This window comes from Moritella sp. PE36 (assembly GCF_000170855.1).
Classification (GTDB): Bacteria; Pseudomonadota; Gammaproteobacteria; order Enterobacterales; family Moritellaceae; genus Moritella.
Genome location: NZ_ABCQ01000002.1, coordinates 26,778 through 53,194, shown reverse-complemented (window position 1 = coordinate 53,194; position 26,417 = coordinate 26,778). Strand labels below are relative to the sequence as shown.

Here is a 26,417-nt window from a genome sequence, read left to right as displayed (position 1 = left end):
TCAGCAAGGGTCATAAACAGTTAAGGAATCATTATTATGAGTCAATTTTTTTACGTGCATCCTGATAATCCGCAAGCGCGTTTAATCAGTCAGGCCGTTGCTATTTTACGTGATGGTGGTGTGATCATTTATCCCACCGATTCTGGCTATGCGCTAGGTTGTCATCTTGGTGACAAAAACGCATTAGAGCGTATTTGTAAGATCCGTAAGTTAGATAAAGATCATAATTTTACCTTGTTGTGCCGTGATCTATCAGAATTGTCGTTATACGCACGTGTTGAGAACCAGGCTTACCGCGCGCTTAAAAATAATACCCCAGGTCCATTTACGTTTATTTTTAAAGGCACGAAAGAAGTGCCACGACGTTTAATGAATCCGAAGCGTAAAACCATCGGTATTCGTGTGCCTGACAATACGATTGCATTAGCAATACTCGAAGCGTTAGGTGAACCTATGATGTCGACGTCGTTAATCTTACCGGGTAATGAAGGCGCTGAATTTGATCCGGAAGCGATCCGTGACCAACTTGAAAACCAAGTCGAGCTGATTATCAATGGCGGCTACTTAGGTGAGCAAGTAACAACGGTTGTGGATTATTCTGAAGGTGATGCTGTTATTGTTCGTCAAGGTGCCGGTGATGCATCCTCGTTTGCTTAACCAGTGGTAGAGTCTAGCGCTGCGATTGCCAAGGTTAATGGCGAGTTATTACGTAAAGTTCCCAAGGATTTGTTTATTCCGCCAGATGCGCTGAGTGTATTCTTAGACGCATTTGAAGGACCATTAGATTTATTGCTGTATTTAATTAAAAAGCAAAAACTCGATATTCTGCAGTTACCGATGCAACAAATTACCGCGCAATATATGGAATACGTGGATCTAATGACCACGTTGAAAATTGAACTTGCCGGTGAGTATTTGGTGATGGCGGCCTTGCTCGCGGAAATCAAGTCGCGTTTGCTACTGCCTAAATTAGTGGTGGCAGAAGAAGAACTCGAAGATCCACGTTTAGTGCTGATCAGACAGTTACAAGAATACGAAATATTTAAGAATGCGGCAGAAGATTTGGACCTGCATCCAAGGATCCAGCGCGATATTTTTGTTGCTAACGCACAGCTGCCAGAAAATATTACTACTACACCGTTATTAGCTGAAGTATCTCTGCGAGACTTGGCGTATAATCTGCAAAAATTGCTGAAGAAAGCAGAACACTTCGAGCATCATCAGATCCAACGTGAAGTATTAACCACGCGTGAAAAGATGACCCATATATTGGCATTACTGCAAGATGGTAAAGTGCGAACCTTCTATCAAGTGCTCGATCCTAAAGAAGGTCGACGCGGTATTGTGGTGAGTTTTCTGGCGATCCTTGAGTTACTTAAAGAGTCTTTAATTAGCCTTATCCAGAATAATCCTTTGGGTGAGATATACTTAAGTTTAGCCGAATAAGTATGGATCAGAGTGTGAATACAACACCTTATAAACAGATTATTGAAGCAGCTATTTTTGTTGCCAAGAAACCGTTATCATTAGCGGCTTTATGCCGTGATGTGCTTGCCGACGAAGATTTAAGCCGTCAGCAAGTGACCGCCTATATTAGCGAAATAAGCGCCGATTATCATGATAAAGGTATCGAACTGGTGGAAGTAGCCAGTGGTTATCGCTTTCAAGCGCGTTCTCATTTAACGCCTTGGCTGCAGCGTATGTTGCAAGATAAACCGGCGAAATATTCGCGCGCGACATTAGAAACATTAGCACTGATTGCTTATCGTCAACCCGTGAGTCGGGGTGACATTGAAGCAGTTCGTGGGGTCGCTGTGAGCAGTCAAACGATCCATATGCTTGAAGAGCGTGAATGGATCAAAGTGATTGGCCGCAAAGAAGTACCGGGTAGACCGGCTTTGTATGCGACAACGACCCAATTCTTGGATTACTTTGGTATTAAAAGTATCCAAGAGTTACCCCCATTGGACGAAGCGTTATTGGCTAAATTAGCCGCCATGGACGAAGAAACATTGTTAGATATTTAACGGGTTCAACAAAGGACATTGTTAGATATCTAATACATACAACATTTTATAATTGCGAAATAAGATCGTAACTTAATATTTAGGAAAACTGATGAGTGAAAAGCTACAGAAAGTACTAGCACGTGCTGGTTTAGGTTCCCGTCGTGAGATGGAAGCTGTGATCGCAGAAGGCCGTGTCAGCGTTAATGGTGAAATGGTTACATTGGGTACCCGTGTTGAAGAAGTGGATAGAATACGTCTCGACGGTAATCCGGTAAGTGTAGTCAAGGAAGAAGACGCTGTATGTCGTATTCTTGCATACCATAAACCTGAAGGTGAGTTATGTACGCGTAAAGATCCAGAAGGTCGTAAGACTGTATTTGATCGTCTACCGCCACTTAAGAGTGGACGTTGGATCGCGATTGGTCGTCTTGATATCAATACATCGGGTCTATTATTATTTACCACAGATGGTGAGCTAGCAAACCGTCTAATGCACCCTAGTCACGAAGTAGAGCGTGAATACTCTTGTCGTATCTTTGGTGAAGTAACACCAAAAATTATTCAAAACCTGCGTATGGGTGTTGAATTAGAAGATGGTCCTGCCAAATTCCAAAAGATTAAAGGTGTTGCAGAGGGAACTGGCGGCGAAGGTCTTAACCAATGGTACAACGTATTATTGAGTGAAGGTCGTAACCGTGAAGTACGTCGTTTATGGGAATCTCAAGGTATTCAGGTAAGCCGTCTTATCCGTATCCGTTATGGTTCTTTAGTACTTGATCGCCGTTTACCACGTGGCGGTTGGTCAGAGTTAGCACTTGAAGAAATCAACTATTTACGTACTCTTGTTTCATTACCACCAGAAACAACAGCGCGTAGCTTAGAGCGTAAAGAAACACGTATCCGTCAAGGCCGTATCCGTCGTTCATTGAAAAATAATGACGCACGTCAAAAGCCGACGAGAAGCGGTCGATTGGGTAAAGAAATCGAAGAAACCACTGAATCGCGTGGTAAAAGTCGTACTAAGCCTACAGGTTCTGGTATCCCGCTCCATAGAGGTAAGAAAGGCCCAGCTAAACAGCAGCGCGGCCCTAAAGCGAAAAAACGTACTCGTATCTAATTACACGTTTAAGTACAATGCTTTGGTTATAACAGAATAAACTTTACTGCTAACGCGCTAATCTTGTTATCTAATGGATACAGGGTTAGCGCGTTTTTTTATGCCTGTGTCCTGTCATCTTACTGTCAAAAAACTGCAATACCTTAGTCACTAACAAGCCTTAATATCATCCTCTTAATTGATGTAAAATTATTATATTGGAAGGATCCCAGAATGAAAAAAACGCTTGTACTCACTATGGCTATTTTACTTGGCGGTTGTGCTACGTCTGAAACAGCTTCAACAACATCTGCTGCTCAGGTTGCAAATGCACAAACTGAACAATTCTTTGAAGTACACAAAGGTGGCCGTATTTATTTGTTTAGCGATTTCGACCTGTATCAAGATTTCATGCAATTAGGTCATACCGCTTATTTTAAAGCATTTATCGGTGCTGGTCCGCACGGCGAAACGCTTAAATTTGCGTTAACAGGCGAGCAGAAAAAGAAACTGGATGGCGTCAAACATGTCGATCTATATCAAGGTAAGCGTGATGTAACAGGACCTTTCTATGGCGAAATGTTCATGGACAACCGTTACTATGTATTTAGTTCATGGGCGGATATGAAATTAACGCGTGACTCTGGCGAAGCTGCATTACGTTTCAGTGATATTGGCGCTGGTCCTGACGGTAAAACAGTCATTTACGTACTAAATAGTAACAATAAAAAACAACGTCCAGAGGCATTAATGGCGGAGTTTAAGAAAGCGCATCGTATTTAAATACTGAAATAGAAATAGAAATAGAAATAGAAATAGAAATACGTCAGCATAAATGTAAAAGGTGAGCCTGGTGCTCACCTTTTACACATCTGTAATATTTCAGTTATTAAGGGGCTGAGATATTAATTTTGAATATGCGTAATTTGGGGTTCTGTCTCATGACTGACTTGATAGGTAGCGATGAGAGCCGCCAACGAAAGTGGTCGGTCAAAGTAATAGCCTTGAACCAAGTCACAACGATAATGACGAAGATGGTCATACTGCTCTTTTGTTTCAACCCCTTCGGCGATAACCGTTAAATCACAGAATTGACCAATGGCGATAATCGTTTTTACTAACGATTCACTTTGGTCATTGGTCAGTAATTTATCAATAAATGAACGATCAATTTTTATTTCATCGATTGGCAGGTTGCTCAAGTAGCTTAATGATGAGTAGCCAGTACCAAAGTCATCAAGTGACAACTTCATCCCACTGTTGCGGATAGATTGCAAAACGGGCTGTACTTTAGCTAAATCGTTAATCAGCACGTTTTCAGTTATCTCTAACGTAATTAGGCGGTTATCAACGGCCATTTCATGAGTGAGATTTATCACATTGCTGACAAAGTCGGGTTCCATCAATTGCTTAGGTGAAATATTAATGGATAGGTGCAATTGAGTATTGCTACGATTATTAAACTGTAAAATATCTTGTAAAGATTTTTTAATGACAAAGTTACCGATGTCGTTGATTATACCAACATCTTCCGCCACTTGAATAAACTCCACAGGTGAAACATGTCCCAGTTTGGGATTGTACCAACGCACTAATGCTTCAACGCCGTAAATCTGTCCTGTTGCAGCATCAATTTGTGGTTGATAAAGCACGTCTAATTCATTATTCGCTATCGCTAAATGTAATTCAGATTCGAGTAATAGATCCCGTTGTACTTGGGTATTGATAGTGTCATTAAAAAATAAAAAGTTGCCCTTTTGTTGTGATTTTGATTTATACAGGACGATATCAGCCTTACTAATTAGTTGCTCGCTGGCATCACCATCATCTGGATACATAGCAACACCGATACTGCAACTTGAGTAAATTGATTTACCATTAATAACAAAGTGTTGTTTGAATATCTCTGATATGCGTTTTGCTTTTCTCTCTGCATCGGCCAAATTGTCTAGTTCTGGGAAGCAAAAAATAAATTCGTCGCCACCAAAACGCGCAACACTATCTCCGGCAGATAACATCTGATTAAATATAGTGCCAAGTGTCGCGAGTAACTCATCACCAACAGAATGCCCATATAGATCATTTATTTTCTTAAAATCATCGAGATCGACAAACATCAGTGCTAATTTTGTATTATTTTTCTTTGAAAGAGCAATACCTTGTTCTATTTGAATATCGAGTAATATTCGGTTTGGTAGTTTCGTCAACGAATCGTGTAATGCTTGATATTGCAATTGCTCTTTAACTTTAATTAGCTCCGAAAAATCGGTGCTAATTTGGTTTTCGTACAAGGCAAAGCGACGGCCTAAATAATTAGCTAAGAAAAGCGACAAGGTAACAAAAAACAAGGTGACGAATAAACTTAGCCATAAAATGTCGGATAACTGATCCTTATGTTGTTGGCTAATCGCTTTTTCTCGTGTGGCAAGGTAATTTTCAATGTCGCCAATATAGACCCCTGAGCCAATTGCCCATTCCCAGTCTGATAATCCGACAATATAGCTAATTTTATCGGCTGGTTTAGCGGTGCTTGGCATTACAGAGCTGATATAATACAGGTAGTCTTCACCCTGCTTAGCCACATCTATAATTCTCTTTGTTGTTGTTGTTGTTGTTGTTGTTGTTGTTGTTGTAAGTGATTGATTGTGATTGTTATTTTTTTTGAGGTCTTTTGTGTGATGCGATAAATAGTTACCTTGATAATCGATAACAAAAATATAACGATTGGTGCCATAACTTATATTGGATATTCGCTGTAATAGACGTTGTTTAATGTCATTTTCTACATCTATTACATATTCACCTGTACCGATGAACCAATCATAAGGTGAAAAATGTTTACTAAAACCAATTTTTTCAAAATCTTTATTTTTGTTCTGTGGTTTTTCAAACCACCATCGGGAGAAACCTTCGCCCTTACTTTTCGCTAACTGTCCCATCTCACGGACAACGTAGTTCCCCTTTATATCCTGATAATCCCACTTTGAAGTTCCCTCGATTACAGGCAGTGTCGAGTGCATGACATTAAGACCATTGGTTTTATATATGAAATAATAACCACGTCCTTGATTAAAACGAATACTTCTCAAAGCGTCGGTAATTAATTTGGTGACTTGGACTTCGGGTTTATGTTTATTTGCTTCATAAATAGTCATGGCAATGCGATGAGCCTGATACACACGAGATTTAATGTCTTTTTTTAATAAGGCTCTAGTACTGTTTTTTTCGTAATTGATTTGCTGAACAAGCTGCTTAACCTGAGACTTTACTAACTCTTTTTCTGTTTTTATAAAATCTTGGCGAAGTGTTTTTATATCAGCTTTCAGTGTTGCTTGATTATTGCTAATAATAATCACGTTAACCAAGATAGCGAAGATAATGACAATGATAGGGGGAATTATTTTTATCAACCGCAGTATTTTAAGATCTTGAGTCATTTGTATTGAATAGCTTACGGTTGATTAGGAGAACTTAGCAATATAATAAAAACGGATATAAAAAGAAAGGTGTTCTGGCTTAATAAAACCAGAAAACTACTCTTTTTTGGCTAGAACAGGCTGATTTATTTAAAACCATTTTTGGTTGGGCTTAATCTAACGTTAAAATGTTTGGACGTAGGAGCAACTCAGATGTATCAGTTATTCAGTTATTTAGGTATTCGCTATTAAGATTGCTTAGGACGTAGCGCTTGCACATCATTGCCACTTGGTTGCTGAAAAGCCTGCAAACCAAATGCCGGTAATACCGAGAAGATATGGTCAAAGATATCGGCTTGTATGTCTTCATAAAACGCCCAGCGAATTTCATCGGTAAAGATATAGATCTCGATTGGCATGCCTTGTGTTGTTGGTGCTAATTGTCTGACCAATAGCGTCATGTCTTTACGTACTTTTGGATGCAGCTGTAAATACGCTAATAAATAAGCACGGAATGTGCCTATATTGGTCAAACCTCGGCTGTTTACTGCTTGTTCATCTTCATTAAAATCTAGATTGAAGGTATTGATATCAAAGCTTTTGTCTGCAAGGTAGTTTTTTAATAAATGAATTTTACTAAGACGTTGTAACTCATCTTTGGTTAAAAAACCGATGCTTTGAATATCAATAAAGAGGCTACGTTTGATACGACGGCCGCCCGATTCACTCATGCCACGCCAGTTTTTGAAGGCGTCAGACACTAAAGCATAGGCAGGCAACATGGTAATGGTTTTATCAAAGTTACGCACTTTCACTGTCGTTAGTGAGACTTCCTCAACGGTACCATCAGCGCCGTATTTATCCATTTGGATCCAATCACCTCTGGTCACCATCTGGTTGGTGGCTAATTGAATACCAGCGACAAAACCCAAAATGGTATCTTTGAATATCAGCATGATGAAACCAGTCGCGACACCAAGGCCACTTAAGAAGTAGAGGGGCGATTGGTTGGACAAAATTGAGATGGTAATAACGGCGGTCACAAAAAATAAAAAAAGCTTAATTAATTGCAGAAAGCTGGTGATCGGTAATCGCTGTGTTGCCTCATGCTTGTCTGTTATTTCAGCAATGGCATTAAGAACCGCATAAACACCGCGGATAAATAAGATCACTAACATCGCGCTAAGCAGACGACCTAAGACTTCGGTAATAAAGGGGGAGAATACCGTAAACAGTGGTAATAGAATATCAATGACCAATAGCGGCACTAACAAGGAAAACTTCTCTAATACGCCATGGGCCACGAAGGTATCATCCCAAGTTACTTTAGAGCGCTCCGACATCACCTTCATGGCTTTAATGACAACACGTTTTACCAATAAGTATGAGGCAGCAGCCAAACTTAAACATAGAAAAACCAGTATTAAGTTATAAGTGTTTGAATCTGCATTGTTTAATGTATCGCTATCGGCGAGCCACTGGGAAATGATTAACCTTAATTCTTGATCCAATGTGGGTATCCTTGCTGATGCCGAGCGGCGGTAAGTGACGTTAATATTTAGTGTTAATAGTTACTCGATGGTAGGCAATAGACTGTTTTTTATCAAGTGCTTATCTCGCATTTTATTTAATTTCAATCTGATATATTCATTTACTGACAAGGTTTTAGTCGTAAATGCTGAGTTAATGGCTAATTGATAAGAAACATAAAAATTGTAATTATTTCACTAAAATCGATTTTGCTAATAGCATAAAACAAGTTATTAACATACATTATACAGGTTTTTATCATTTGGAGAGGGAAGGCACATAACATGGCAATGAAGCTTATTTTAGTTATCTTGTTTGGATTGGCACCTGCAACGTTTGCGTTTGCATCAGGTGGCGGTGGGGAAATCGTTGATCTCACTACGTCCAGAATAGGCTATTTTGCTGTAATTATCTTTACCTGCGCATACTTGCTGGTAATGGCGGAAGAGCACTTACATTTACGGAAATCAAAACCTGTGCTGGTAGCAGCGGGTATTATTTGGGCCCTCATTGGTTGGCACTATGCTAGCTTGGGCATGTCAGATATAGCCGAAGCCGCATTTAGGCATAACCTGTTAGAGTATGCCGAACTATTGCTGTTCTTACTGGTTGCGATGACTTACATCAATGCGATGGAAGAGCGTCAGTTATTTGATGCATTACGTAGTTGGATGTTAGGTAAAGGTCTCGATCTTAGGGGCTTATTTTGGCTAACCGGTATTCTCGCATTCTTTATTTCGCCGATTGCCGATAACTTAACCACGGCACTGCTTATGTGTGCGGTGGTAATGAAAGTGGCGGGGGAAGACAAGAAGTTTATTAACCTTGCTTGTATTAATATCGTTGTTGCCGCGAATGCGGGTGGTGCGTTCAGTCCATTTGGTGATATTACAACCCTAATGGTATGGCAAAAGGGTATGGTTGAATTTAATGAGTTCGCTGCGTTATTCTTACCATCTGTGGTTAACTTCATTGTACCTGCGACGATCATGACGTTCTTCATTCCTAAAAATGCCAAGTTATCTGGTGTACAAGAAGTCGTACATACTAAACGTGGTGCCAAACGTATTGTGTTGCTATTCCTACTAACAGTTGCCTCTGCGGTTGCTGCGCACAGCGTGTTACACATGCCGCCTGTATTAGGCATGATGACAGGTCTGGGTTATCTGCAATTCTTCGGATACTTCTTGCGTAAAACGCTGCCAATCTCGTTAGAGCGTAAACGTGCGAAAGCAGAACTTGCTAACGACGAAAAAGCCTTAGAACAGCTTGGTGGTGTGGTGCCATTTGATGTGTTTAGCAAGGTTGCTAAAGCGGAATGGGATACCTTATTATTCTTCTACGGCGTGATCATGTGTGTGGGTGGTTTAGGCTTTATGGGTTATCTCAGTCTGGCTTCTGGCATTATGTACGGTACGTGGGATACACAGTTGCTAACGTTGTAGTCGGTCTCTTGTCTGCGGTTGTAGATAATATACCGGTGATGTTTGCGGTATTAAGCATGCAACCTGATATGTCACTTGGGCAATGGTTATTAGTGACGTTAACAGCTGGCGTGGGCGGTAGTTTACTGTCTATCGGTTCTGCTGCTGGTGTGGCGCTGATGGGTCAAGCGCGTGGACTGTATACGTTTGCAGGCCACTTACGTTGGGCTCCAGTGATTGCACTGGGTTACATCGCTTCTATTCTTTGTCATCTATGGCTGAATGACGCGTTGTTTTAATTTGTAATGAATAAACAAATTAACCTGTGATTGATAAACAGAACTAACCCTATACTTGTAGGTTAGTTCTGTTTTTTATTTGTCTTTGATATTCAGATTTTCTATTTACCTTCCTATTGCATATATTAACTATTCTTATCAATCTCATCTGCTTGCGTCTGTACGGCATATTGCAATTGTTCTTCTAGCGCATCATGCTCTGGTTTATCCTTGATCGACATACTCAAGTCACTGTCATCGAATACATCAGAACATTGTAAGATTTCGACCATGTCAGAGGCGATATCGGGAACTGAGTCAATCATAGTACTGGCAATATCGACGGCATATTCAGGGATACTTTCTGCTAGTTGACTCACATAATCATTAACCGCACTTTCAATGTTCGCAGTCGCATCTCCCGGTGTTGCTTCTTCACTTTCAATGAGGTTGCTGACGTAGGCTTCCGCGACCACATTTGATGACTCTGGTAAGGCTTCTGATACCGCCAAAGCGAAGTCGGCTGACTGGGTAGGGGAGATATCGGTTAAACGGTTATATAGCTCGGTTGCCGTTTGTTCAGAAGCCGCTGCGGTACGATCGACAGGACGCATATCATCTAATGAATCAGAAAGATTTATCATGTACTGGTCGGTCATTTCGAGCAATTCGTCTTGATGATCGTCAACCATGTTTTCAGCCGCAATTTCCATCATATCAATACCGTTGTCTGGCATAGAGTTAGCGATGGCAACAATAATATCAGTAAATTGATCAGGGCGCTCGGTGGTGATCCAGTCGACTAATTCCTCAGCCTGTTCTGGCGAGGCATTGGTTAACGCTTCGGCAATATGAATACTCATCTCTGGTGCGGCTGCTGTGATCGCACGGTATAGACGGCTAATATCAATTTCGTCAATGGTACTTAGTGCCGCGGCTAAGTTTGAGGCATCATTAGGGTCGCGCATGGCTAAAGTTTTAGCCATGTTTACGGCGGCTGCGGGATTGTTAGCGGCCAAACTAATAGCCACTTCAACTTCTGTTGTTTGTTCAAAAGAAGGCTGAGCATACTGAGTACGAGGATCCAGTTCTGATGCCACGCCCGATGGGGTTTGCATGATAAAGTTTTCTTGTTCATCGCGCGGTAATGCTGTCTGCTTGAACATATTACCAATGATCAAAGCCAGTAACGTAATGGCCGTTATGCTAATAAATGAAAATAATGCGGCACTGCCAAACATATTCATGGCGATTGACGCGAGATTCGGTCCCAGAATACTACCCAGTGCGTAAATGAGTAGCAAGGAGCCCATTGCCGCGAGGATCTGTTCTTTTAATACTTTATCAAAGGTTTCGGACATGCTCATTGGGTAGAGGCAAGCGGTTAGCCCCATCACGACCGCAATCGTCAACAAGGTGAGATTAAATTGTGATGAACTAATCAGTTGCGGCACGAATAAAGACAATGCCGCAATAGTTAATACCATACCGATCATGGTTTTACGACGGTCAAAGCGGTCGGATAAATAGGCTATTGGGTATTGAAAGATAATAGCACCAAAGATTGATGCCCCCATGAATACGGATAAGTTAAAACCTTGAATGCCATTATCACTGGCAAAAATAGGCAACATGTTGACTAAACCTGCATACAGAAAACCACCATAAAAACAGCAGATCACCCCGAGTGGTGACAGTTTTATGATAGTCATTAAGGACATGGACTGACTGTCTTCAATCTGTGGCCCTTGATGCTTGCTGATCACCATGGGGGTAATAGAAAGACTAAATAGAATACCGGAGATAACAAACAAGGTGACATCGGTAACGGGGGCCACGTTTAACAAGAATTGCCCAGAGAATAGCGCAGACATGATCACCATCTGGTTAATCGATAATATTCGCCCACGGCTTTCTTCTGTGGCGCTATGACTTAACCAGCTATCGAGTGTGGCATTGGCACAGGCCATACAAAACCCAGTGAGCATGCGCATTGCGGCTAACATTAATGGTTCTGGATACAGACCTGAAAGCAAGATAGCAACCGATGTTAAGCTACCGCACATGGCAAATATGCGAATGTGACCAACCCGTTGTAATAGCGTGCGACTATAGATAGCACCCAGTAAGAAGCCCACAGACAGCATAGATAAGATGATACCTATGTTATCGACGCTGATACCGTCATTTTGCATGCGTACAGGCAATAAAATGTTACTCAAACCATAACCCAGCATGAGCAAAAAGCCACTGATGAGCAGTAATATGAAAGGTTTAAGGGTTGTGACCACAGGCGTATTCTCTTATCTGTTTAATCTAAAATTGTTTATTAATGATTCCTATAAACCTTATAACATATTTTAAACAAATGTTGATATCGGATTATGTTATTTCTACTGTTAGTTCTTATTCCCTTTAAATTAGTCTAGTTACTTATTTCATTTATCAATTTAAATATATTTATCTGTTTGTTAAACCACCTATCTGAATTAATTTGGTGTTTAAAGCCTGTAAGATTCACCTTGAGGCTTAATTGGCTGCTTTTATCGCTAATGTATAGTCATAAATATTGACACGAAATGGACATTGAATGATAATTGTTTGCATTCGTATCTAGGTCTTTTTTAAATGAATAAAATAATAAAAGTAACATTAATTCCTCTTTCATTATTAACTTGTAATGTTTATGCCACTGATATAACAACAGTTCAAGAGGTTGTCATTACAGCAAAAAGAGAGTCTTCATTAAATGAAGCAAACATCGAAATCAGCAATCAAAAAATAGATGATGAAATGGTGGGAGATATTAATGATTTGGTTAAAGGTGAATTAGGCGTATCAGTTGTACAAAAAGGAAGAGCTGGAACCAGTGGTTTTAATATACGAGGAGTTGATGAAGATCGGGTTTCAATTCTAGTTGATGGTATTCATCAGGGTGAAAGTTTTGAGAATGACATTTATAAAGGCTATGGTTATTTTAATGGGTCTATTAATGATATTGAATTAGATGCCATAAAGTCGGTAGCAATAAAAAAAGGAAGTGATTCATTATTTACTGGTTCTGGCAGTTTGGGTGGTGCAGTGTCTTTTGAAACTAAAAGTGCAGAAGATATAATATTACCAGGTAATGATTATGGTTTTTACAATAAAACGATGTATGGAAGTAAAAATAATGAGCTGAAGAATACGACCGGGCTCGCATTCAAAAAAAAATATGGTGACTTATTAGTATTATATACGGACGTAAATGGACATGAATTAGAGACCAGAGATGAGGGTATTGATATTTATGGTAAGTCTAGATCACGTGCTGATCCTATCGATAAGAAATCATTTAATTTACTTGTTAAATCAACGTTAACCCCAAATGAGAATAATAATGTCATTCTTACTTATGAGCAGTTCAGTACCCAAAAAGATATTGATGAAAAATCTTGGGAGTTATTCGGTTCAAGTCATCGTATTATCGATAGCTCTGGAGATAGAAGCCGCTACTCTTTAGAGTGGGAGTATTTAAGTAATCATATTTATTTAGACCGATTATCTACTAAAATATATAATCAAAAAATTGATCAAACAGATAATAGTTATGTTTACTATTTTAAAGATGAAAAGTTAAGCCAGCATTATGAAAGAAGCATAAAGCAGGATTCATTTGGTATTGAACAAAAAGCAACAAGTAAAAATTATGAGGTATTATCTATTCCAATGATAAATTATTTTATGATTGGCTATAAACGGAAAAAACTTCAAAATGATAATGTTGATATTAGTATTATTGGAGGGAAATCTTACGTCTCTGAAAACAGTATTATTGAACCTGTAGAAACAGATTCTTTTTATATAGCAGGAACTCATGAGATGATCGTTTCTGAATCAGAGTTAATATCATTTGGAGCGAGGTATGATTTCTTTCAAAATGATGTGACCTTGAGTGGAAAATCAATATCAAATCACCTCTATGGGACATCATTAGATGCACCAGAGGATACTAAATTTTCAGGAATCACTTTATCTGCTATTTATGATAATCAGCTAACAGATAAAATTAATGTTAAATATAAAATAAACAGTGGCTTTAGAGCACCAAACGCAAATGAATTATATTTTTCATTCGGCGATAAAGTCGCCGCAAATAGAATTGAACCAAATGAAAATCTAAAGCAAGAAACTGGAATAACAAATGAAATTCACTTTGAATATGTTGAAGATGATTGGCAGTTTTATTTAAATCCTTATTACACTAAATATCATAATTTCATTGACTTAAAATCGGAAACAATAAAAGTGCCAAATCCATGGTCTGCTTATCCTGGTCAGCCAGAGTTTAACGATCAGAATTATATGCAATATCAAAATGTAGATGAAGCTTACATTTATGGATTGGATATGAGGTTTGACATGAACTTATCTACATTTTTAGATATTTACGATGATCTTAAATATCAGACTGGGATCAGTTACAGCAAAGGTAAAGGAAGTGATGGAGATTATTTAATGGGAGTTAATCCATTAGAGATAATGAACAATATTATTTATACAACATATGATTATAGAATTGGATTTTATAGTAATTTCATCGACAAAAAAGACCCTAAAGAAACGGTTCGTAATGGAAAGCAGTCTAAGTATACTAGTGATAGCGTTTTATTGATGGATTTAGTCATTAATTACACGATGACTAAAAATATTAAGATAAATGCGGGAGTATTTAATCTGTTAGATAAGAAATATAAAACTTGGGATTCAGTTAGAAGTATTCCTGAATTTGGTTCGACTAATATGGTTGATAGTGATGGGGTTGGATTGAATAGGTTCACTGCACCTGGAATTAATTATAAAGTAGGTTTGGCAATAAACTTTTAAAAATCTGTTGGTCAGATGAAAATATCAAGACTTAAGTTCATTGATTAAAAAATGAAACTTCAACTATCGTATAGACAGGCTCGACCTAAGTTGTGATTTAAATGATGACAGCTAGCTCACTTACAATTATGTTTGAGAGCTAGTTTGTTAGATATCCGACGTTGTGAGTCATTTGATACGCAGGCTACTGTCAACGATTAAGTACTATGTTCACATTTCTAAAAATGCTGTACACTTAACCAGTCTTAAACTACTTTTTACTGGTTAATTTTGTCTGCTATATATCTAGGTTTTTTATTATCGCGCCATAGCCGTGATCGCAATGGTAACAATGAATTAAGTTACTGGTTAGCATCTGAAATGGGTGCGGTTAAACTGATCCCGGCAACTCAGCCGCTGGTTATGTTCATTCCTCAAGATCAACTTACCACAGCCTTAGCTTGTTTAAGTGAATTGAATCCGCGTTTTACTTATAAAGATCTGAAAATGCGCAGCTTTGATTTAGAATTCATGAGTGCTTTTTATTTCCGTACCTCGCATGACTTTCACCGTGCACAAGAATTATTAAGACGTAAGCTGGTCACGGTATTAGAAGCAGACATTCGCCCAGCAGAACGTTACTTAATGGAACGGTTTGTTAAAGGGGCTGTTGAGTTCACTGGTACGCCAGTACAACGCAAAGGTTATGTTGAATTTCAACAAGCACAGCTTAAACCTGCCGCGTTACCAGATAATCTCGTCGACAAAATTAAACAGGTCTCACTGGATATAGAGTGCTCAGAACACGGTGAGTTGTACTCTATTGGTTTGTATTCATTAAGCCCTGCGTATTGCCCAGACGGTCAGCCTTTTAAACGGGTATACATGATTGGCGAACCTCTTGATAAAGACCTAGAAAAAGCTGAGAAAGACTTAGCGCAAGATCCCGAAAGTGAGCCGTTGATCCACTGGGTGGCTGACGAAAAAAGTTTATTACTGGCACTGCAAGCCTTTGTCATTAGTTACGATCCTGACATCTTTATTGGCTGGAACGTGATTAACTTTGATTTCCGTTTATTAGCCCAACGTGCCACCTTCCATAACCTTAAATTAGCGCTTGGTCGCGGTGGTCAAAACTTGCATTGGCGTGACGGCCGAACCCCACAACAACAAGGATTTTTAACCTTACATGGTCGGGTGGTAGTCGATGGTATTGATAGCCTAAAAACCGCAACTTATAGCTTTCCTAGTTTTAGTTTAGAAAATGTCGCACAAGAAATACTCGGTGTCGGTAAAGATACTGATGATGTTGATAACCGGATGGAACAGATCAATCATGACTTTCATTTTAACAAGGTCAAGCTAGCGAAATACAACCTGCAAGATTGCGTATTAGTGTGGGATATTTTTGTTAAAACCCGGTTGTTGGATTTCTTGTTATTACGCTCGCAGTTAACGGGATTGGAATTAGATCGTAACGGTGGCTCGGTATTGGCGTTCACCAATGTGTATCTGCCTAAGTTACACCGCGCTGGTTATATCGCCCCGAATCTACGCGAGAGCGGAGTAATGGCGAGTCCTGGTGGTTACGTGATGGACTCATTCCCGGGGTTGTATGATCACGTGATCGTACTGGATTTCAAAAGTCTGTATCCGTCGATTATCCGCACTTTCAAAATTGATCCAGTTGGGCTGCTAGAAGGGGTACAGAACCCAACTGAAGCTATACCCGGTTTCCGTGGTGGTTTGTTTGATCGGGATAAACATTACTTGCCTGATATTATTACCGAACTGTGGGCGCAGCGTGATCAAGCCAAACTCGATAAAGATGCCGCCCGTTCACAGGCCATTAAGATCTTAATGAACTCGTTTTATGGGGTATTAGGATCCGGCGGTTGTCGTTTTTATGATACCCGTTTAGCTTCGTCGATCACTATGCGTGGTCAAGAGATCATGCAGACCACTGCGGGTTGGATCGAAGCCAAAGGGTACAAGGTTATCTACGGCGATACTGACTCTACCTTTGTATTACTCGATGCAGATAAATTTGCCGATGGTTATAGTGGGTCGTCAGCTGATCGCGGTTTACAAGCCGACCGCATGGGCGCAGAGCTGTCGGCGTATATTAACCAGCAATGGCAACAACTCTTACGTGAAGATTACGATATTGACTGTTTCTTAGATATTGAATACGAAGTGCATTATCACAAGTTCTTAATGCCCACCATTCGTGGTTTGGATAAAGGCAGTAAAAAGCGTTATGCCGGATTAGTGCATACTAAAGACGGGGAAAAGCTGATCTTCAAAGGGCTGGAAACCGTACGCACCGATTGGACAGATTTAGCCAAGATGTTCCAGATGGAGTTATACCATCGCGTATTCCATAATATTGCGGTTGAAGATTACGTGCTGGAAATTGTCGAGAAAACCTTAGCGGGTGAATTTAACGACAAGTTGGTTTACCGTAAACGTTTGCGCCAAGAATTAGCGCTATATGTGAAAAACGTGCCGCCCCATGTAAAAGCTGCGCGCGCCGCGGATGAGAAGAACCGTCAATTAGGGCAACCATTACGTTATCAACACAAAGCGTGGATCAGTTATGTGCTTACTTTGAATGGCCCTGAAGCGGTTGAACATCAACATTCAGTATTGGATTTTGAGCATTATATTGAAAAACAAATTAAGCCCATTGCCGATGGTATCTTGCCCTTTATTGGCTTGAGCTTTGATTTGATAACCGATCAACAAATGGGATTATTTTAATTCCAACCATTCTTTTTCATCGCTATTTTAGACTCACATCTAAAATAGCGATGAGCAAATAAAGCGTCCTGACAGTACTTTACCCGCATTTGTGAAATCTATCCTGACAGCGCCGGACAAACTGGTTTATCTTATCCAGTTACATTGTTGTTACATAGCTTTCAACGACTAGTTCTGCTCACTGTAAATTCTAGCGAGTTGTTTTGACATGATATCGGCAATTTTAGCTTGGGCGGTGCGGTTGGGGTGAATACCGTCATTTTGCATCAGGCTTGGGTCTACGGCGATCTGTTCCATGAAAAACGGCAACACGGTAATGTCTTTTTCACTGCCAACTTGGGTAAATACATCAGTAAACATTTTACTGTAGCGTGGGCCATAATTAGGTGGAATACGAATACTCATCACATACACGGGAATATTCTGCGCGTGTGCGAGATCCACCATTTGCGTTAGGTTACTTTTTATTAACTTAGGCGGAAAACCACGTAAACCGTCATTACCACCGAGTTCGATGATCAGGGCATCAATTGATTGCTTAGCCAAAATTCCCGGTAAGCGAGACAGGCCGCCAGCGGTAGTCTCACCACTGATACTGGCATTGATAATGTTATACGGGGCATTTTGCTTTGCTAACTGTTGATTAAGCAGGGTTACCCAGCCTTCATTTTGTGTCATACCATAACTGGCACTAAGGCTGTCACCCAATAACAAAATTTTATGGTTAGCTGTGGCATGTGCTGCAGGTAACAAGATAACCATCAATAATAATACTTTAAAGGCATTTTTAAACATGAAGCTAAATTCCGACGTTATATTAAAAGTAAGTGCCTTAACTAAATCAGTTAAAACAGAGGCTAAAACCCTCGATATCTTATATCCGATGGATTTAACGGTGGTAGCTGGTGATTCATTAGCGATTGTTGGTGCGTCTGGCTCAGGTAAGTCTACCCTATTGTCTATTATAGCGGGGCTAGATTTACCGTCGAGCGGTGAAGTTTTTCTAAAAAATCAGCCCTTGCACCAATTGAATGAAGAGCAACGCAGTGCGGTTCGCGCTAAACATGTTGGCTTTATTTTTCAGCAGTTCTTATTAATCAATAGCTTAACTGCGTTGGAAAATATCATGTTACCGGCAGAGTTAGCTGGCATGGCTAACCCAGAACAATTAGCCCGAGAATTATTAGCCAAAGTTGATTTAACCGATAGAGCTGAGCATTTTCCGTCACAGCTTTCTGGTGGTGAACAACAGCGTGTGGCGATTGCCCGAGCGTTTATTTCTAAACCGGATATTTTATTTGCCGATGAGCCAACGGGTAACTTAGACACTAAAACTGGATCTCACATTGCAGATTTGTTGTTTGAAATTAATAAGCAGCAGGGCACTACTTTGATATTAGTGACCCATGATCCAAAATTAGCGGCGCGTTGTCAGCGTCAAGTGATCATGGAAAGTGGCCAGCTAAGTGAAGCCAATGTTGCCCCAGTAATTGCTGAGACTGTCGTTACAGAAGCCGTAGTTACAAAACCTGTCGTTACAAAACCAATGGCGACAGAGCCTGCAACTGCAAACCCTGTAGTTGCCGAATCGTCAGCAACAAAACAGCCGCTGAGTGAGTCATTATGAGTTATTGGCGTATTCATTCCCTGCGATTATTAAAACATGAATTAAAACGCGGTGAACTGACTATTATTTTGTTAGCGATCGTACTGGCTGTGTCTGCGGTATTTGCATTGTCAGGTTTTTCTAGTCGGGTTAAGCAAGCATTAACGGCTGAGAGCAGTACCTTTATTGCGGCTGATCGAGTATTGGATACCGGCAGTGTCATTGATCCTGCCGTATTAGCCAAAGCGACTAGTTTAGAATTAATTCAAGCCCAGCAGATCCAAATGTCATCAATGGTATTTACCGACGAAACGATGGCGCTCGCGGCTTTGTCTGCTGTTTCGGCAGATTACCCATTACGCGGTGAATTATTGGTGAGTCCGTCGTTAGATGCCACCCAAGCGGTTGCATCGAACTCGCCAAAATCCGGAGAGGCTTGGTTAGAGGCGAAGGGATTAAGGCAGTTGGGCATTAAGCTGGGCGATAGCATTGAGGTTGGGGTTAAGCGTTTTAAAGTCACCGGGATTATTACCCAAATACCGGATGCCTCTTTTAGTGTGTTTAGTTCGGGTCCTGTGGTGTTTATTAATGCTCAAGACATACAGAAGACAGAACTAATCCAACCCGGTAGCCGATTAAGTTATAAATACCTGTTCGCCGGAGAAGCCGACAATATCACTGCATTTGAGCAATGGTTCAAACCACAGTTGACTGATAATCAGCGTTGGTATGATATCAAATCACAAAACTCACCCTTAGCGAGAGCGCTAACGAAAGCGGATAAATACTTATCATTAGCCAGTATGCTCGGTATTGTTTTAGCATCTGTCGCTGTCGCGGTGGCCAGTCGTCGTTATAGTCAGCGCCATCAATCAGTGGTCGCGGTATTTAAAGCCATGGGCGCATCCAAGGGTTATGTGACTAAGCTGTATTGTCTGCATTGGTCGCTGCTTAGTGTATTGAGTATCAGTTTAGGGCTGGTTGCCGGTTATCTGATATTGAATATTGGCTTGTATGCCATGCGCGATTATCTTGATACCTCGACCACCGGTAATATGGCTTATCCTTTCTTAGTCGCGATTGTTACCGGCATTATTTGCGCCGTTGCGTTTGCTATCACGCCATTAAGAGAGTTGGTAAATACTTCGCCTATGACCCTATTACGTGGCCGTGATAATGGTGCCAATACCAGTTTATTCACGCGGTTAATGAATCCTGTGCCGTCGTTATTGGCTATTTTTACGCTGCTGTATTTGTTTAGCCAAGATGCAGTGCTCAGTGCGGCGTTATTAATTGGTGGCATGCTGGTGGCATTAGTGTTGTTAGTGATTGGTCGCTTGTTTATGTCGGCAGGACGTTCTGCAGGTAGTAAGGCGGGTAAGTCATGGCATTTAGCATTAGCTAATTTAAAACGTCGCGCTAATGAAAATGCGGTGCAATTAATCAGTTTTACCATCGCTATTCAGCTGTTATTGATTATCGTGGTCATGAAGAATGGCCTGATTGATGATTGGCAGAAGCAATTACCCGATGACAGTGCCAACCGATTTTTAGTCAATATTACCGCTAGCCAAGTCGAGCCAGTGGACAACTTTGTTGCTTCGTTAGGCATACAATCTAGTGGTCTTTTTCCTGTGGTTCGCGGTCGGTTAACCAAAATTAATGATGACCAAGTGACCAAACGTGTGAGTAAGGAAGAAACCAAGTCTGCTGATAACGGCCGCCGTGGTGTGGGTCGTGAGTTAAACCTGACGTGGCGCGATGCATTACCTTATGAAAACAGTTTAGTTGCAGGTAGCTGGTGGCAACCAGAGGATACCCGCGCGTTAGTGTCTATTGAATCGACATTAGCAGATAAATTAGATGTCGAGATAGGGGATAACTTAACCTTCCAATTAGGCAGTGAAGAAGTAAAGGTGATGGTGAGCAGTATTCGTAAAGTGAACTGGCAAACGCTGCAGCCTAATTTTTACATGATCTTCAACCAACATGTGCTTGCGGACTTCCCTGCGACCTATATTTCCTCGTTATATGTGCCGGACGATGCGAAAGATGCGCTACAGGATTTCTTAACTCAATATCCAACCATCACCTTGATTGATGTGGATGCTATTATTACCCAGTTAAGAAGCGTGATAGGGCAGGTGTCCATTGCTATTGAGTTTATTTTGGTGCTGGTGGTGCTTGCTGGCAGTTTAGTGTTGGTGGCACAAGTACAAGCCAGCATGGAAGAACGTGAACGTGAGCTCGCTATTTTACGTACGCTTGGCGCGAGTGGACGCTTACTTCGTAATAGTGTGTTGTTTGAATTTGTAGCACTGGGCGCGTTGGCTGGGTTAATGGCAAGTATTGCCATGGAGCTGGGCGTGTATATTTTACAAAACCGTATCTTTGAGATGCCGGGTACTTTCCACTTTGAGTATTGGTTGTTAGGGATTGGAGCTGGTGCGGGCTTTGTTGGTCTGATTGGTTTGCTAAGTTGCTGGCGTTTATTAAATATGTCGAGTGTGACGTTAATTAGACGGACAATGTAACGTTAATGTTATTTAAATGTGGCTTAGTTCACATTGTAAGGTTCACATTTGTTAACTCTGTCGGTAAACTACATCTCATTATATAGATTAACTATATTGCTAAATGGATTTTTAGCTTAAGGGAATGGTTTGCCGGTAATTAGACCTATAGGGATTAAATTTTTTGTTATTCTGAGCGTGGCGTTAGTGCCAGCGCTAACGCTGATGTTGTTCAATATATGGAGTGAATTTAGCGACGAAAAGCAAAAAATACGTGATGACGCGTTGTTATTTGCGGAAACGGTGGTTACTCAGCAACAAAATAAAATTTTTTATACGAAAAATATCTTACTTAATTTAGCGAATGAGCCTATCGCTAAAACCCCAGCGGCCCCTGAGTGTTCCGAATATTTACAACGTATGCTACGCCTGAATCCCTTATTTGTTAATCTGGGTATACCATTAGCAAATGGTGAATTATTGTGTAATGCATTACCTTTACAGAAAGCGGTTAATGTCACTGACCGTCGTTATTTCAGGAACACGATTGATCACGGTGCATTTGCAATGAGTCAGTTCCAACAGGATAAAGCAACTGGTATTGCATTCATGAATTTCTCGGTGCCAGTATATGATAACGGTACTATCATCGCTGCCGCTGTTGTCGTTCTTTCACTTGAGTGGTGGGGAAGACAGCTCACCGATAATTATTTTCCAGAAGATGGCGTGGCGTTTATTGTCGATAGTGGTGGCCAAGTGATCGCATCGCATTATGGCGCGGTGAGTATCAAAACAAAAGATGATTTATCATCGATATTTACGGATAAATTATCAGCCCAAACTGGCGTATATGAGAGCACCTCGACAGATAATATTCGTCGCCTTATTGCTTATACGCCGATGTTTGCCGACGATGCTAATCATAATGTGTATGTGGTGGTTGCATTACCGTTAGAGAGTGCATTTGCTAATGCTTATGCGGGTTTGCGGCTAAATTTACTGACTTTATTATTTAGCTTTACCACATTAGGCCTCTTATTGTATTGGGGCTTACGCATTGAATTCATCCTGCCTATTTATAAATTACTGGATACCACTACCAACTTTGTTACCGATTATTACAAATCATCTCCCCAGCAAGCCATATTAACGGCAGGCTCCGTCTCTCGAACGGGTAATGAACTGTCGCTATTATCGGAACATTTAGATCAAGTACTTATTGAGCAAGTGAATAACCAGCAAGAACTGGAACGTTTGGTATATGTTGATCATTTAACTCAGTTACCTAATCGTGTTTCACTGTTAAAAAAAATAAATGCTGAATTAGCACACAGTCAGACTCCTTTTGCATTGGTGCTGATCGATCTTGATAATTTTAAGCGAATCAATGATCGTTTTGGCCATGATACCGGTGATATGTTATTAATCGATATTGCTAACAAACTAACGACACAATGCGCAGCGGATGAAATTATCGGTCGCTGGTGTGGTGATGAATTTATTTGTATTTTGCATTATCCCACCCAGCAACAGCTTGAAACGCGAGTTAAGCGTATTTTACAATTGATTGCAGAGCCGATTCAACTTGGGGAGGTTCGACATACCTGTCCGGTCCGGTGTGGTATTGCTTTAAGCCAAGATAGTGATGATAAAGATGCAGGACAATTGATTCGTTATGCTGACTTAGCTGTCGCTAAGGCGTATGAGCATAGCGCTAACCGAATCAATTTTTTTGTGCCTGAAATGGAAAAAGCAGGTCGGGAACGTTTCGAATTAGAAGTTGAGTTACGCGATGCTGTTAGTCGTGGTGAACTGTGTCTGCATTATCAACCTATTATTAATCTAAAAACGGGTCAGTATGAACTTGTAGAAGCCTTGGTTCGCTGGCAGCATCCGACCCGCGGTATGGTGCCGCCTGTTGAGTTTATTGAATTGGCAGAAAAAACCGGTTTAATTATTGGTATTGGCCGTTGGGTCGTGTGTGAAGCAATTCGACAATTAGCACTATGGCACAGAGGAGCGGTGCTAAGTATTAATGAAGTCGCGGTTAATTTATCGCCTGTTCAGTTTCAGGATCCAGAACTGATTGAAATTATTACGTTGGCACTTGCAGAGCATGAAGTTGAAGCGCAATTTTTGACTTTGGAGATCACAGAGTCGGTATTACTTGATGGTGATGATGAAGCGTTAGCTAAAATTGCCCAGTTCAGGGCGATGGGGATCAAAATCGCCTTAGATGATTTTGGCACGGGTTATTCAAGTCTAAGTTATTTATCACGGATCCAACTTGATAAGATAAAAATAGATCGTTCATTTGTGAATAAAATTGGTAATACGCGCGATGAAATTTTGATTGAAACCATTATTGCTATGTCACATAGCATGAATTTAGCTGTGGTGGCTGAAGGCATTGAAGAATTATCACAGCTTGAATTCTTAGCCAGCAATAAGTGTGAGTATGGCCAGGGTTATTACTTTAGTAAACCGCTGCCTGCTGCTGATATTGTAACATTTATTCAAAATATTAAAATTGAACAGATTAATATAACATCAAGTTAATATTCACGTTTTGATTGTTTCGTTACTGTCGCGATTACTAGTAATTTAGTCTGAGTGTGATTCTTGTCACACTTGGGTCTATAGTTAATTTATAATTAATTTATAGACGGTGATATGTGTGAAATTAACCCAAATTTTGGTAGCTGCCTCCCTTCCTTTGTTCCTCGCAGCCTGTAGTGATAGCGATTCGAATTCCTATTCCAGTGTTGATTTTTGGGTTTCCGATGCACCTGTTGAGGGGTTATCAGCTGTGGTAATTGCTTTTGATCGGCTTGAGTTTATTCATTCTGACGGCGAACGTACTTTTCATGATATAGCTGGCTATGAACAAATTAACTTATTAGAGTATCCCGACACTCAATCGGCATTGATCATTAGTGATATAGTATTACGTACCGGTGAATATAAAAACCTCATCATCCATATTGAACCTGATCAAGATCTAAACTATGTGATCAAAACAGATGCTCTTGGCGTACAAGAAGATTTAAAACAACCCAGTAATAAATTAAAATTAGGTAGTTTTACCGTTACTGATGAAGCTGTGCAGGCATTTACCATTGAATTCGATTTACGCCAATCTCTAGTATTACGTGGTAACAATAATAACAATAATGGTTATAACCTTAAACCACATGGAGTGACGATTATTGATAATGATGGTGCAGCTTCGCTGAGTGGTAGTGTTGATGAGATGTTACTTGAAGCTGGCGGTTGTGACGTTGATACAGGAAATTTTGTCTATTTATATCAAGGTAAGAATCTCGTAATATCTGCTCTGGCTGATAATTTTGATCCGTTAGATAGCGAGTTTGATGATGGTGCTTTGTCTGCATCTGGCTTCATCGCGCCATACGCGTCAACTGGTCTCGATGCCGTTAATGATTTCGCATTTGGTTTCCTTCCGGCGGGTGATTATACCTTAGCGTTTAGCTGTAGTGCGGTTGCGGATGATCCGATACAGTTCGATGGTTTAACGATACCAGATCCTGTTGGCCAGCTCGTTGAGATTAGTTTATCGGCCGGTGACTCAGGCTCGAATACGTTTAACTTATAACAGGGTGATTTAATACCAACATGCTTATTAAATGAAGAGGGCACGGCAAGTATTCTTGTGTGCCCTTACTGGTTAACCTACTTGATCTAACTATTAACTTACTTGTTCTAACAGTGCATTACGATAAGTCACAATATCTTCAATCGTTAATACGGGCAAATCGTGCTTTTCACCAAAGGTGATGATCTCAGGTAAACGCGCCATGGTGCCGTCTGGATTGGTTACTTCACATAATACCCCTGCTGGTTTAAGCCCGGCTAGTTTCATTAAATCGATAGTACCTTCGGTATGGCCGCGACGGGTTAATACACCACCCGGTTGTGCGCGTAGCGGGTAAACATGCCCTGGACGGGCCAGATCGTTAGGTACAGCGCCATCTGCAATAGCTGCTTTAATGGTTGTCACGCGATCGGCGGCAGATACTCCCGTTGTAACCCCAACAGCGGCTTCAATACTGACAGTAAACGCAGTACCGTATTGGCTTGAGTTGTTCTCGACCATAGGTGCAAGTTCTAACTGTTTAACCCGCTCGTCAGGTAAACAAACACACACGATACCACTGCCTTCGCGGATCAGTAATGCCATTTGCTCATTGGTTAATGACTCTGCGGCATACACCATATCGCCTTCATTTTCGCGGTCTTCATCATCAACAACTAAAACCCCTTTGCCTAAACGTAATGCTGTTAGTGCTGTTTCAACACGTGTGATCGCGTCGCCAAAAGGGGAAAGTAAAGACTGATTCATGGTTTAAATCCTTAATATACAACTATAAAAATATTGGGTTCCAGAATCAGGGCGTGCAGAATTAGAGGTGCGTGATTAACCATCTACCAAGGCAGACGTTAACGCATCTTACATTCTCTCTCATCCGGACTTCGACATACTCGATGAATATGTTCATTACCGTCGGCTCTGGACTAGGCTATGAGGCATAGCGTTCACCAGATCTGCTGACCCTAAGCGATGACTTTATTAAATTAGGTTACTTTATAAATCAGATAACTGTATTAATAATAGATAGCTTAGGCGCTCGCGGGCTGAAATAGGAATACGATTGCATCTTAATGAATCATATACCTTATTATTACCGCCGGTGGGGAATTACACCCCGCCCTGAGAATTATATCGAACAGGATCGTATGATCATTGTCGACTAGGTCATGTTGCCTTGATTTGATACAAATGACAAGTATTTAAAGACGCAGAGAGGCGTGGAGCTAAGGTGACGGTTATCGTGGTTGGGGCTATAGTTAATTTATAATTGATTGATCATTAGTATGTATCAGTAATAACATGAGGAGAAAATGATGAAACTTAT

Annotated in this window: 16 protein-coding genes, 1 pseudogene and 1 riboswitch; of the genes and pseudogenes, 12 read left to right on the top strand and 5 right to left on the bottom strand. The window is 40.6% G+C overall.

Annotation, left to right across the window (positions count from 1 at the left end; all coding sequences use genetic code 11):
- The first annotated feature begins 36 nt into the window (after positions 1–36).
- The 5 genes from PE36_RS01905 (at position 37) to PE36_RS01885 (ending at position 3,888) form a co-directional block, all read left to right on the top strand.
- The gene (locus PE36_RS01905; protein ID WP_006030248.1) at positions 37–657 is read left to right on the top strand and encodes an L-threonylcarbamoyladenylate synthase; all 621 of its coding nucleotides are present in this window, start codon (positions 37–39) and stop codon (positions 655–657) included.
- A gap of 3 nt (positions 658–660) precedes the next feature.
- Positions 661–1,446: a ScpA family protein gene (locus PE36_RS01900; RefSeq protein WP_006030247.1), complete on the top strand. Its 786-nt coding sequence runs from the start codon at positions 661–663 to the stop codon at positions 1,444–1,446.
- Positions 1,447–1,460: 14 nt separating this feature from the next.
- The gene (scpB, locus tag PE36_RS01895) at positions 1,461–2,027 is read left to right on the top strand and encodes an SMC-Scp complex subunit ScpB (RefSeq protein ID WP_369751258.1); all 567 of its coding nucleotides are present in this window, start codon (positions 1,461–1,463) and stop codon (positions 2,025–2,027) included.
- 91 nt (positions 2,028–2,118) lie between these two features.
- On the top strand, positions 2,119–3,126 hold the full coding sequence (gene rluB, locus PE36_RS01890; RefSeq protein ID WP_006030245.1) for a 23S rRNA pseudouridine(2605) synthase RluB: 1,008 nt from the start codon (positions 2,119–2,121) through the stop codon (positions 3,124–3,126).
- Between the two features lie 213 nt (positions 3,127–3,339).
- The gene (locus PE36_RS01885; RefSeq protein ID WP_006030244.1) at positions 3,340–3,888 is read left to right on the top strand and encodes a hypothetical protein; all 549 of its coding nucleotides are present in this window, start codon (positions 3,340–3,342) and stop codon (positions 3,886–3,888) included.
- A 122-nt stretch (positions 3,889–4,010) separates the two neighbouring features.
- Here PE36_RS01885 and PE36_RS01880 read toward each other — a convergent pair whose 3' ends face one another.
- Positions 4,011–6,542 (bottom strand): cache domain-containing protein, encoded by a 2,532-nt coding sequence (locus tag PE36_RS01880; RefSeq protein WP_006030243.1) that lies wholly within the window; start codon positions 6,540–6,542, stop codon positions 4,011–4,013.
- 227 nt (positions 6,543–6,769) lie between these two features.
- Complete coding sequence (locus tag PE36_RS01875; protein ID WP_006030242.1) at positions 6,770–8,032, bottom strand: mechanosensitive ion channel family protein; 1,263 nt, start codon at positions 8,030–8,032, stop codon at positions 6,770–6,772.
- A gap of 303 nt (positions 8,033–8,335) precedes the next feature.
- On the opposite strand from PE36_RS01875, the pseudogene nhaD reads away from it, so the two are divergent.
- Positions 8,336–9,774, top strand: a pseudogene (gene nhaD, locus PE36_RS01870) (sodium:proton antiporter NhaD).
- 125 nt (positions 9,775–9,899) lie between these two features.
- Here nhaD and PE36_RS01865 read toward each other — a convergent pair.
- Positions 9,900–12,044 carry an MFS transporter gene (locus PE36_RS01865; RefSeq protein ID WP_083797961.1) on the bottom strand — a complete coding sequence of 715 codons (2,145 nt, stop codon included), beginning with the start codon at positions 12,042–12,044 and terminating at the stop codon, positions 9,900–9,902.
- A gap of 337 nt (positions 12,045–12,381) precedes the next feature.
- Between PE36_RS01865 and PE36_RS01860 the strand changes: the two genes are divergently transcribed.
- Positions 12,382–14,619: a TonB-dependent hemoglobin/transferrin/lactoferrin family receptor gene (locus PE36_RS01860; RefSeq protein WP_006030238.1), complete on the top strand. Its 2,238-nt coding sequence runs from the start codon at positions 12,382–12,384 to the stop codon at positions 14,617–14,619.
- A gap of 270 nt (positions 14,620–14,889) precedes the next feature.
- The gene (locus PE36_RS01855; protein WP_006030237.1) at positions 14,890–17,361 is read left to right on the top strand and encodes a DNA polymerase II; all 2,472 of its coding nucleotides are present in this window, start codon (positions 14,890–14,892) and stop codon (positions 17,359–17,361) included.
- A gap of 168 nt (positions 17,362–17,529) precedes the next feature.
- Here the strand turns inward: PE36_RS01855 and PE36_RS01850 are convergent, their stop codons facing one another.
- Entirely contained in the window at positions 17,530–18,156 is a 627-nt protein-coding gene (locus PE36_RS01850; RefSeq protein ID WP_006030236.1) for an arylesterase, read from the bottom strand.
- On the opposite strand from PE36_RS01850, the gene PE36_RS01845 reads away from it, so the two are divergent.
- From PE36_RS01845 to PE36_RS01830, 4 genes are all read left to right on the top strand, one after another.
- The gene (locus PE36_RS01845) at positions 18,155–18,988 is read left to right on the top strand and encodes an ABC transporter ATP-binding protein (protein ID WP_006030235.1); all 834 of its coding nucleotides are present in this window, start codon (positions 18,155–18,157) and stop codon (positions 18,986–18,988) included. The two genes, PE36_RS01850 and PE36_RS01845, sit on opposite strands and share 2 nt — an antisense overlap.
- Positions 18,985–21,501 carry an ABC transporter permease gene (locus PE36_RS01840; RefSeq protein ID WP_006030234.1) on the top strand — a complete coding sequence of 839 codons (2,517 nt, stop codon included), beginning with the start codon at positions 18,985–18,987 and terminating at the stop codon, positions 21,499–21,501. Before PE36_RS01845 ends, PE36_RS01840 begins: the two co-directional genes overlap by 4 nt.
- Before the next feature lie 129 nt (positions 21,502–21,630).
- A complete protein-coding gene (locus tag PE36_RS01835; protein ID WP_157517739.1) occupies positions 21,631–24,039 on the top strand; it encodes an EAL domain-containing protein in 2,409 nt (802 codons plus the stop codon).
- A 118-nt stretch (positions 24,040–24,157) separates the two neighbouring features.
- On the top strand, positions 24,158–25,096 hold the full coding sequence (locus PE36_RS01830) for a DUF4382 domain-containing protein (RefSeq protein ID WP_006030232.1): 939 nt from the start codon (positions 24,158–24,160) through the stop codon (positions 25,094–25,096).
- Between the two features lie 93 nt (positions 25,097–25,189).
- On the opposite strand, the gene ribB is transcribed toward PE36_RS01830, so the two are convergent.
- Positions 25,190–25,843, bottom strand: a complete 654-nt coding sequence (gene ribB / locus PE36_RS01825; protein WP_006030231.1) for a 3,4-dihydroxy-2-butanone-4-phosphate synthase — start codon at positions 25,841–25,843, stop codon at positions 25,190–25,192.
- A gap of 108 nt (positions 25,844–25,951) precedes the next feature.
- Positions 25,952–26,224: riboswitch (FMN riboswitch) on the bottom strand.
- Positions 26,225–26,417: the final 193 nt, after the last annotated feature.

What these genes read in the sequence shown, in the direction of transcription:
- PE36_RS01905 (WP_006030248.1), top strand. Translation starts at nt 37, where the DNA reads ATGAGTCAATTTTTTTACGTGCATCCTGATAATCCGCAAGCGCGTTTA.
- rluB (WP_006030245.1), top strand. Translation starts at nt 2,119, where the DNA reads ATGAGTGAAAAGCTACAGAAAGTACTAGCACGTGCTGGTTTAGGTTCC.
- PE36_RS01885 (WP_006030244.1), top strand. Translation starts at nt 3,340, where the DNA reads ATGAAAAAAACGCTTGTACTCACTATGGCTATTTTACTTGGCGGTTGT.
- PE36_RS01880 (WP_006030243.1), bottom strand. Translation starts at nt 6,542, where the DNA reads ATGACTCAAGATCTTAAAATACTGCGGTTGATAAAAATAATTCCCCCT.
- PE36_RS01860 (WP_006030238.1), top strand. Translation starts at nt 12,382, where the DNA reads ATGAATAAAATAATAAAAGTAACATTAATTCCTCTTTCATTATTAACT.
- PE36_RS01845 (WP_006030235.1), top strand. Translation starts at nt 18,155, where the DNA reads ATGAAGCTAAATTCCGACGTTATATTAAAAGTAAGTGCCTTAACTAAA.
- PE36_RS01850 (WP_006030236.1), bottom strand. Translation starts at nt 18,156, where the DNA reads ATGTTTAAAAATGCCTTTAAAGTATTATTATTGATGGTTATCTTGTTA.
- PE36_RS01840 (WP_006030234.1), top strand. Translation starts at nt 18,985, where the DNA reads ATGAGTTATTGGCGTATTCATTCCCTGCGATTATTAAAACATGAATTA.
- ribB (WP_006030231.1), bottom strand. Translation starts at nt 25,843, where the DNA reads ATGAATCAGTCTTTACTTTCCCCTTTTGGCGACGCGATCACACGTGTT.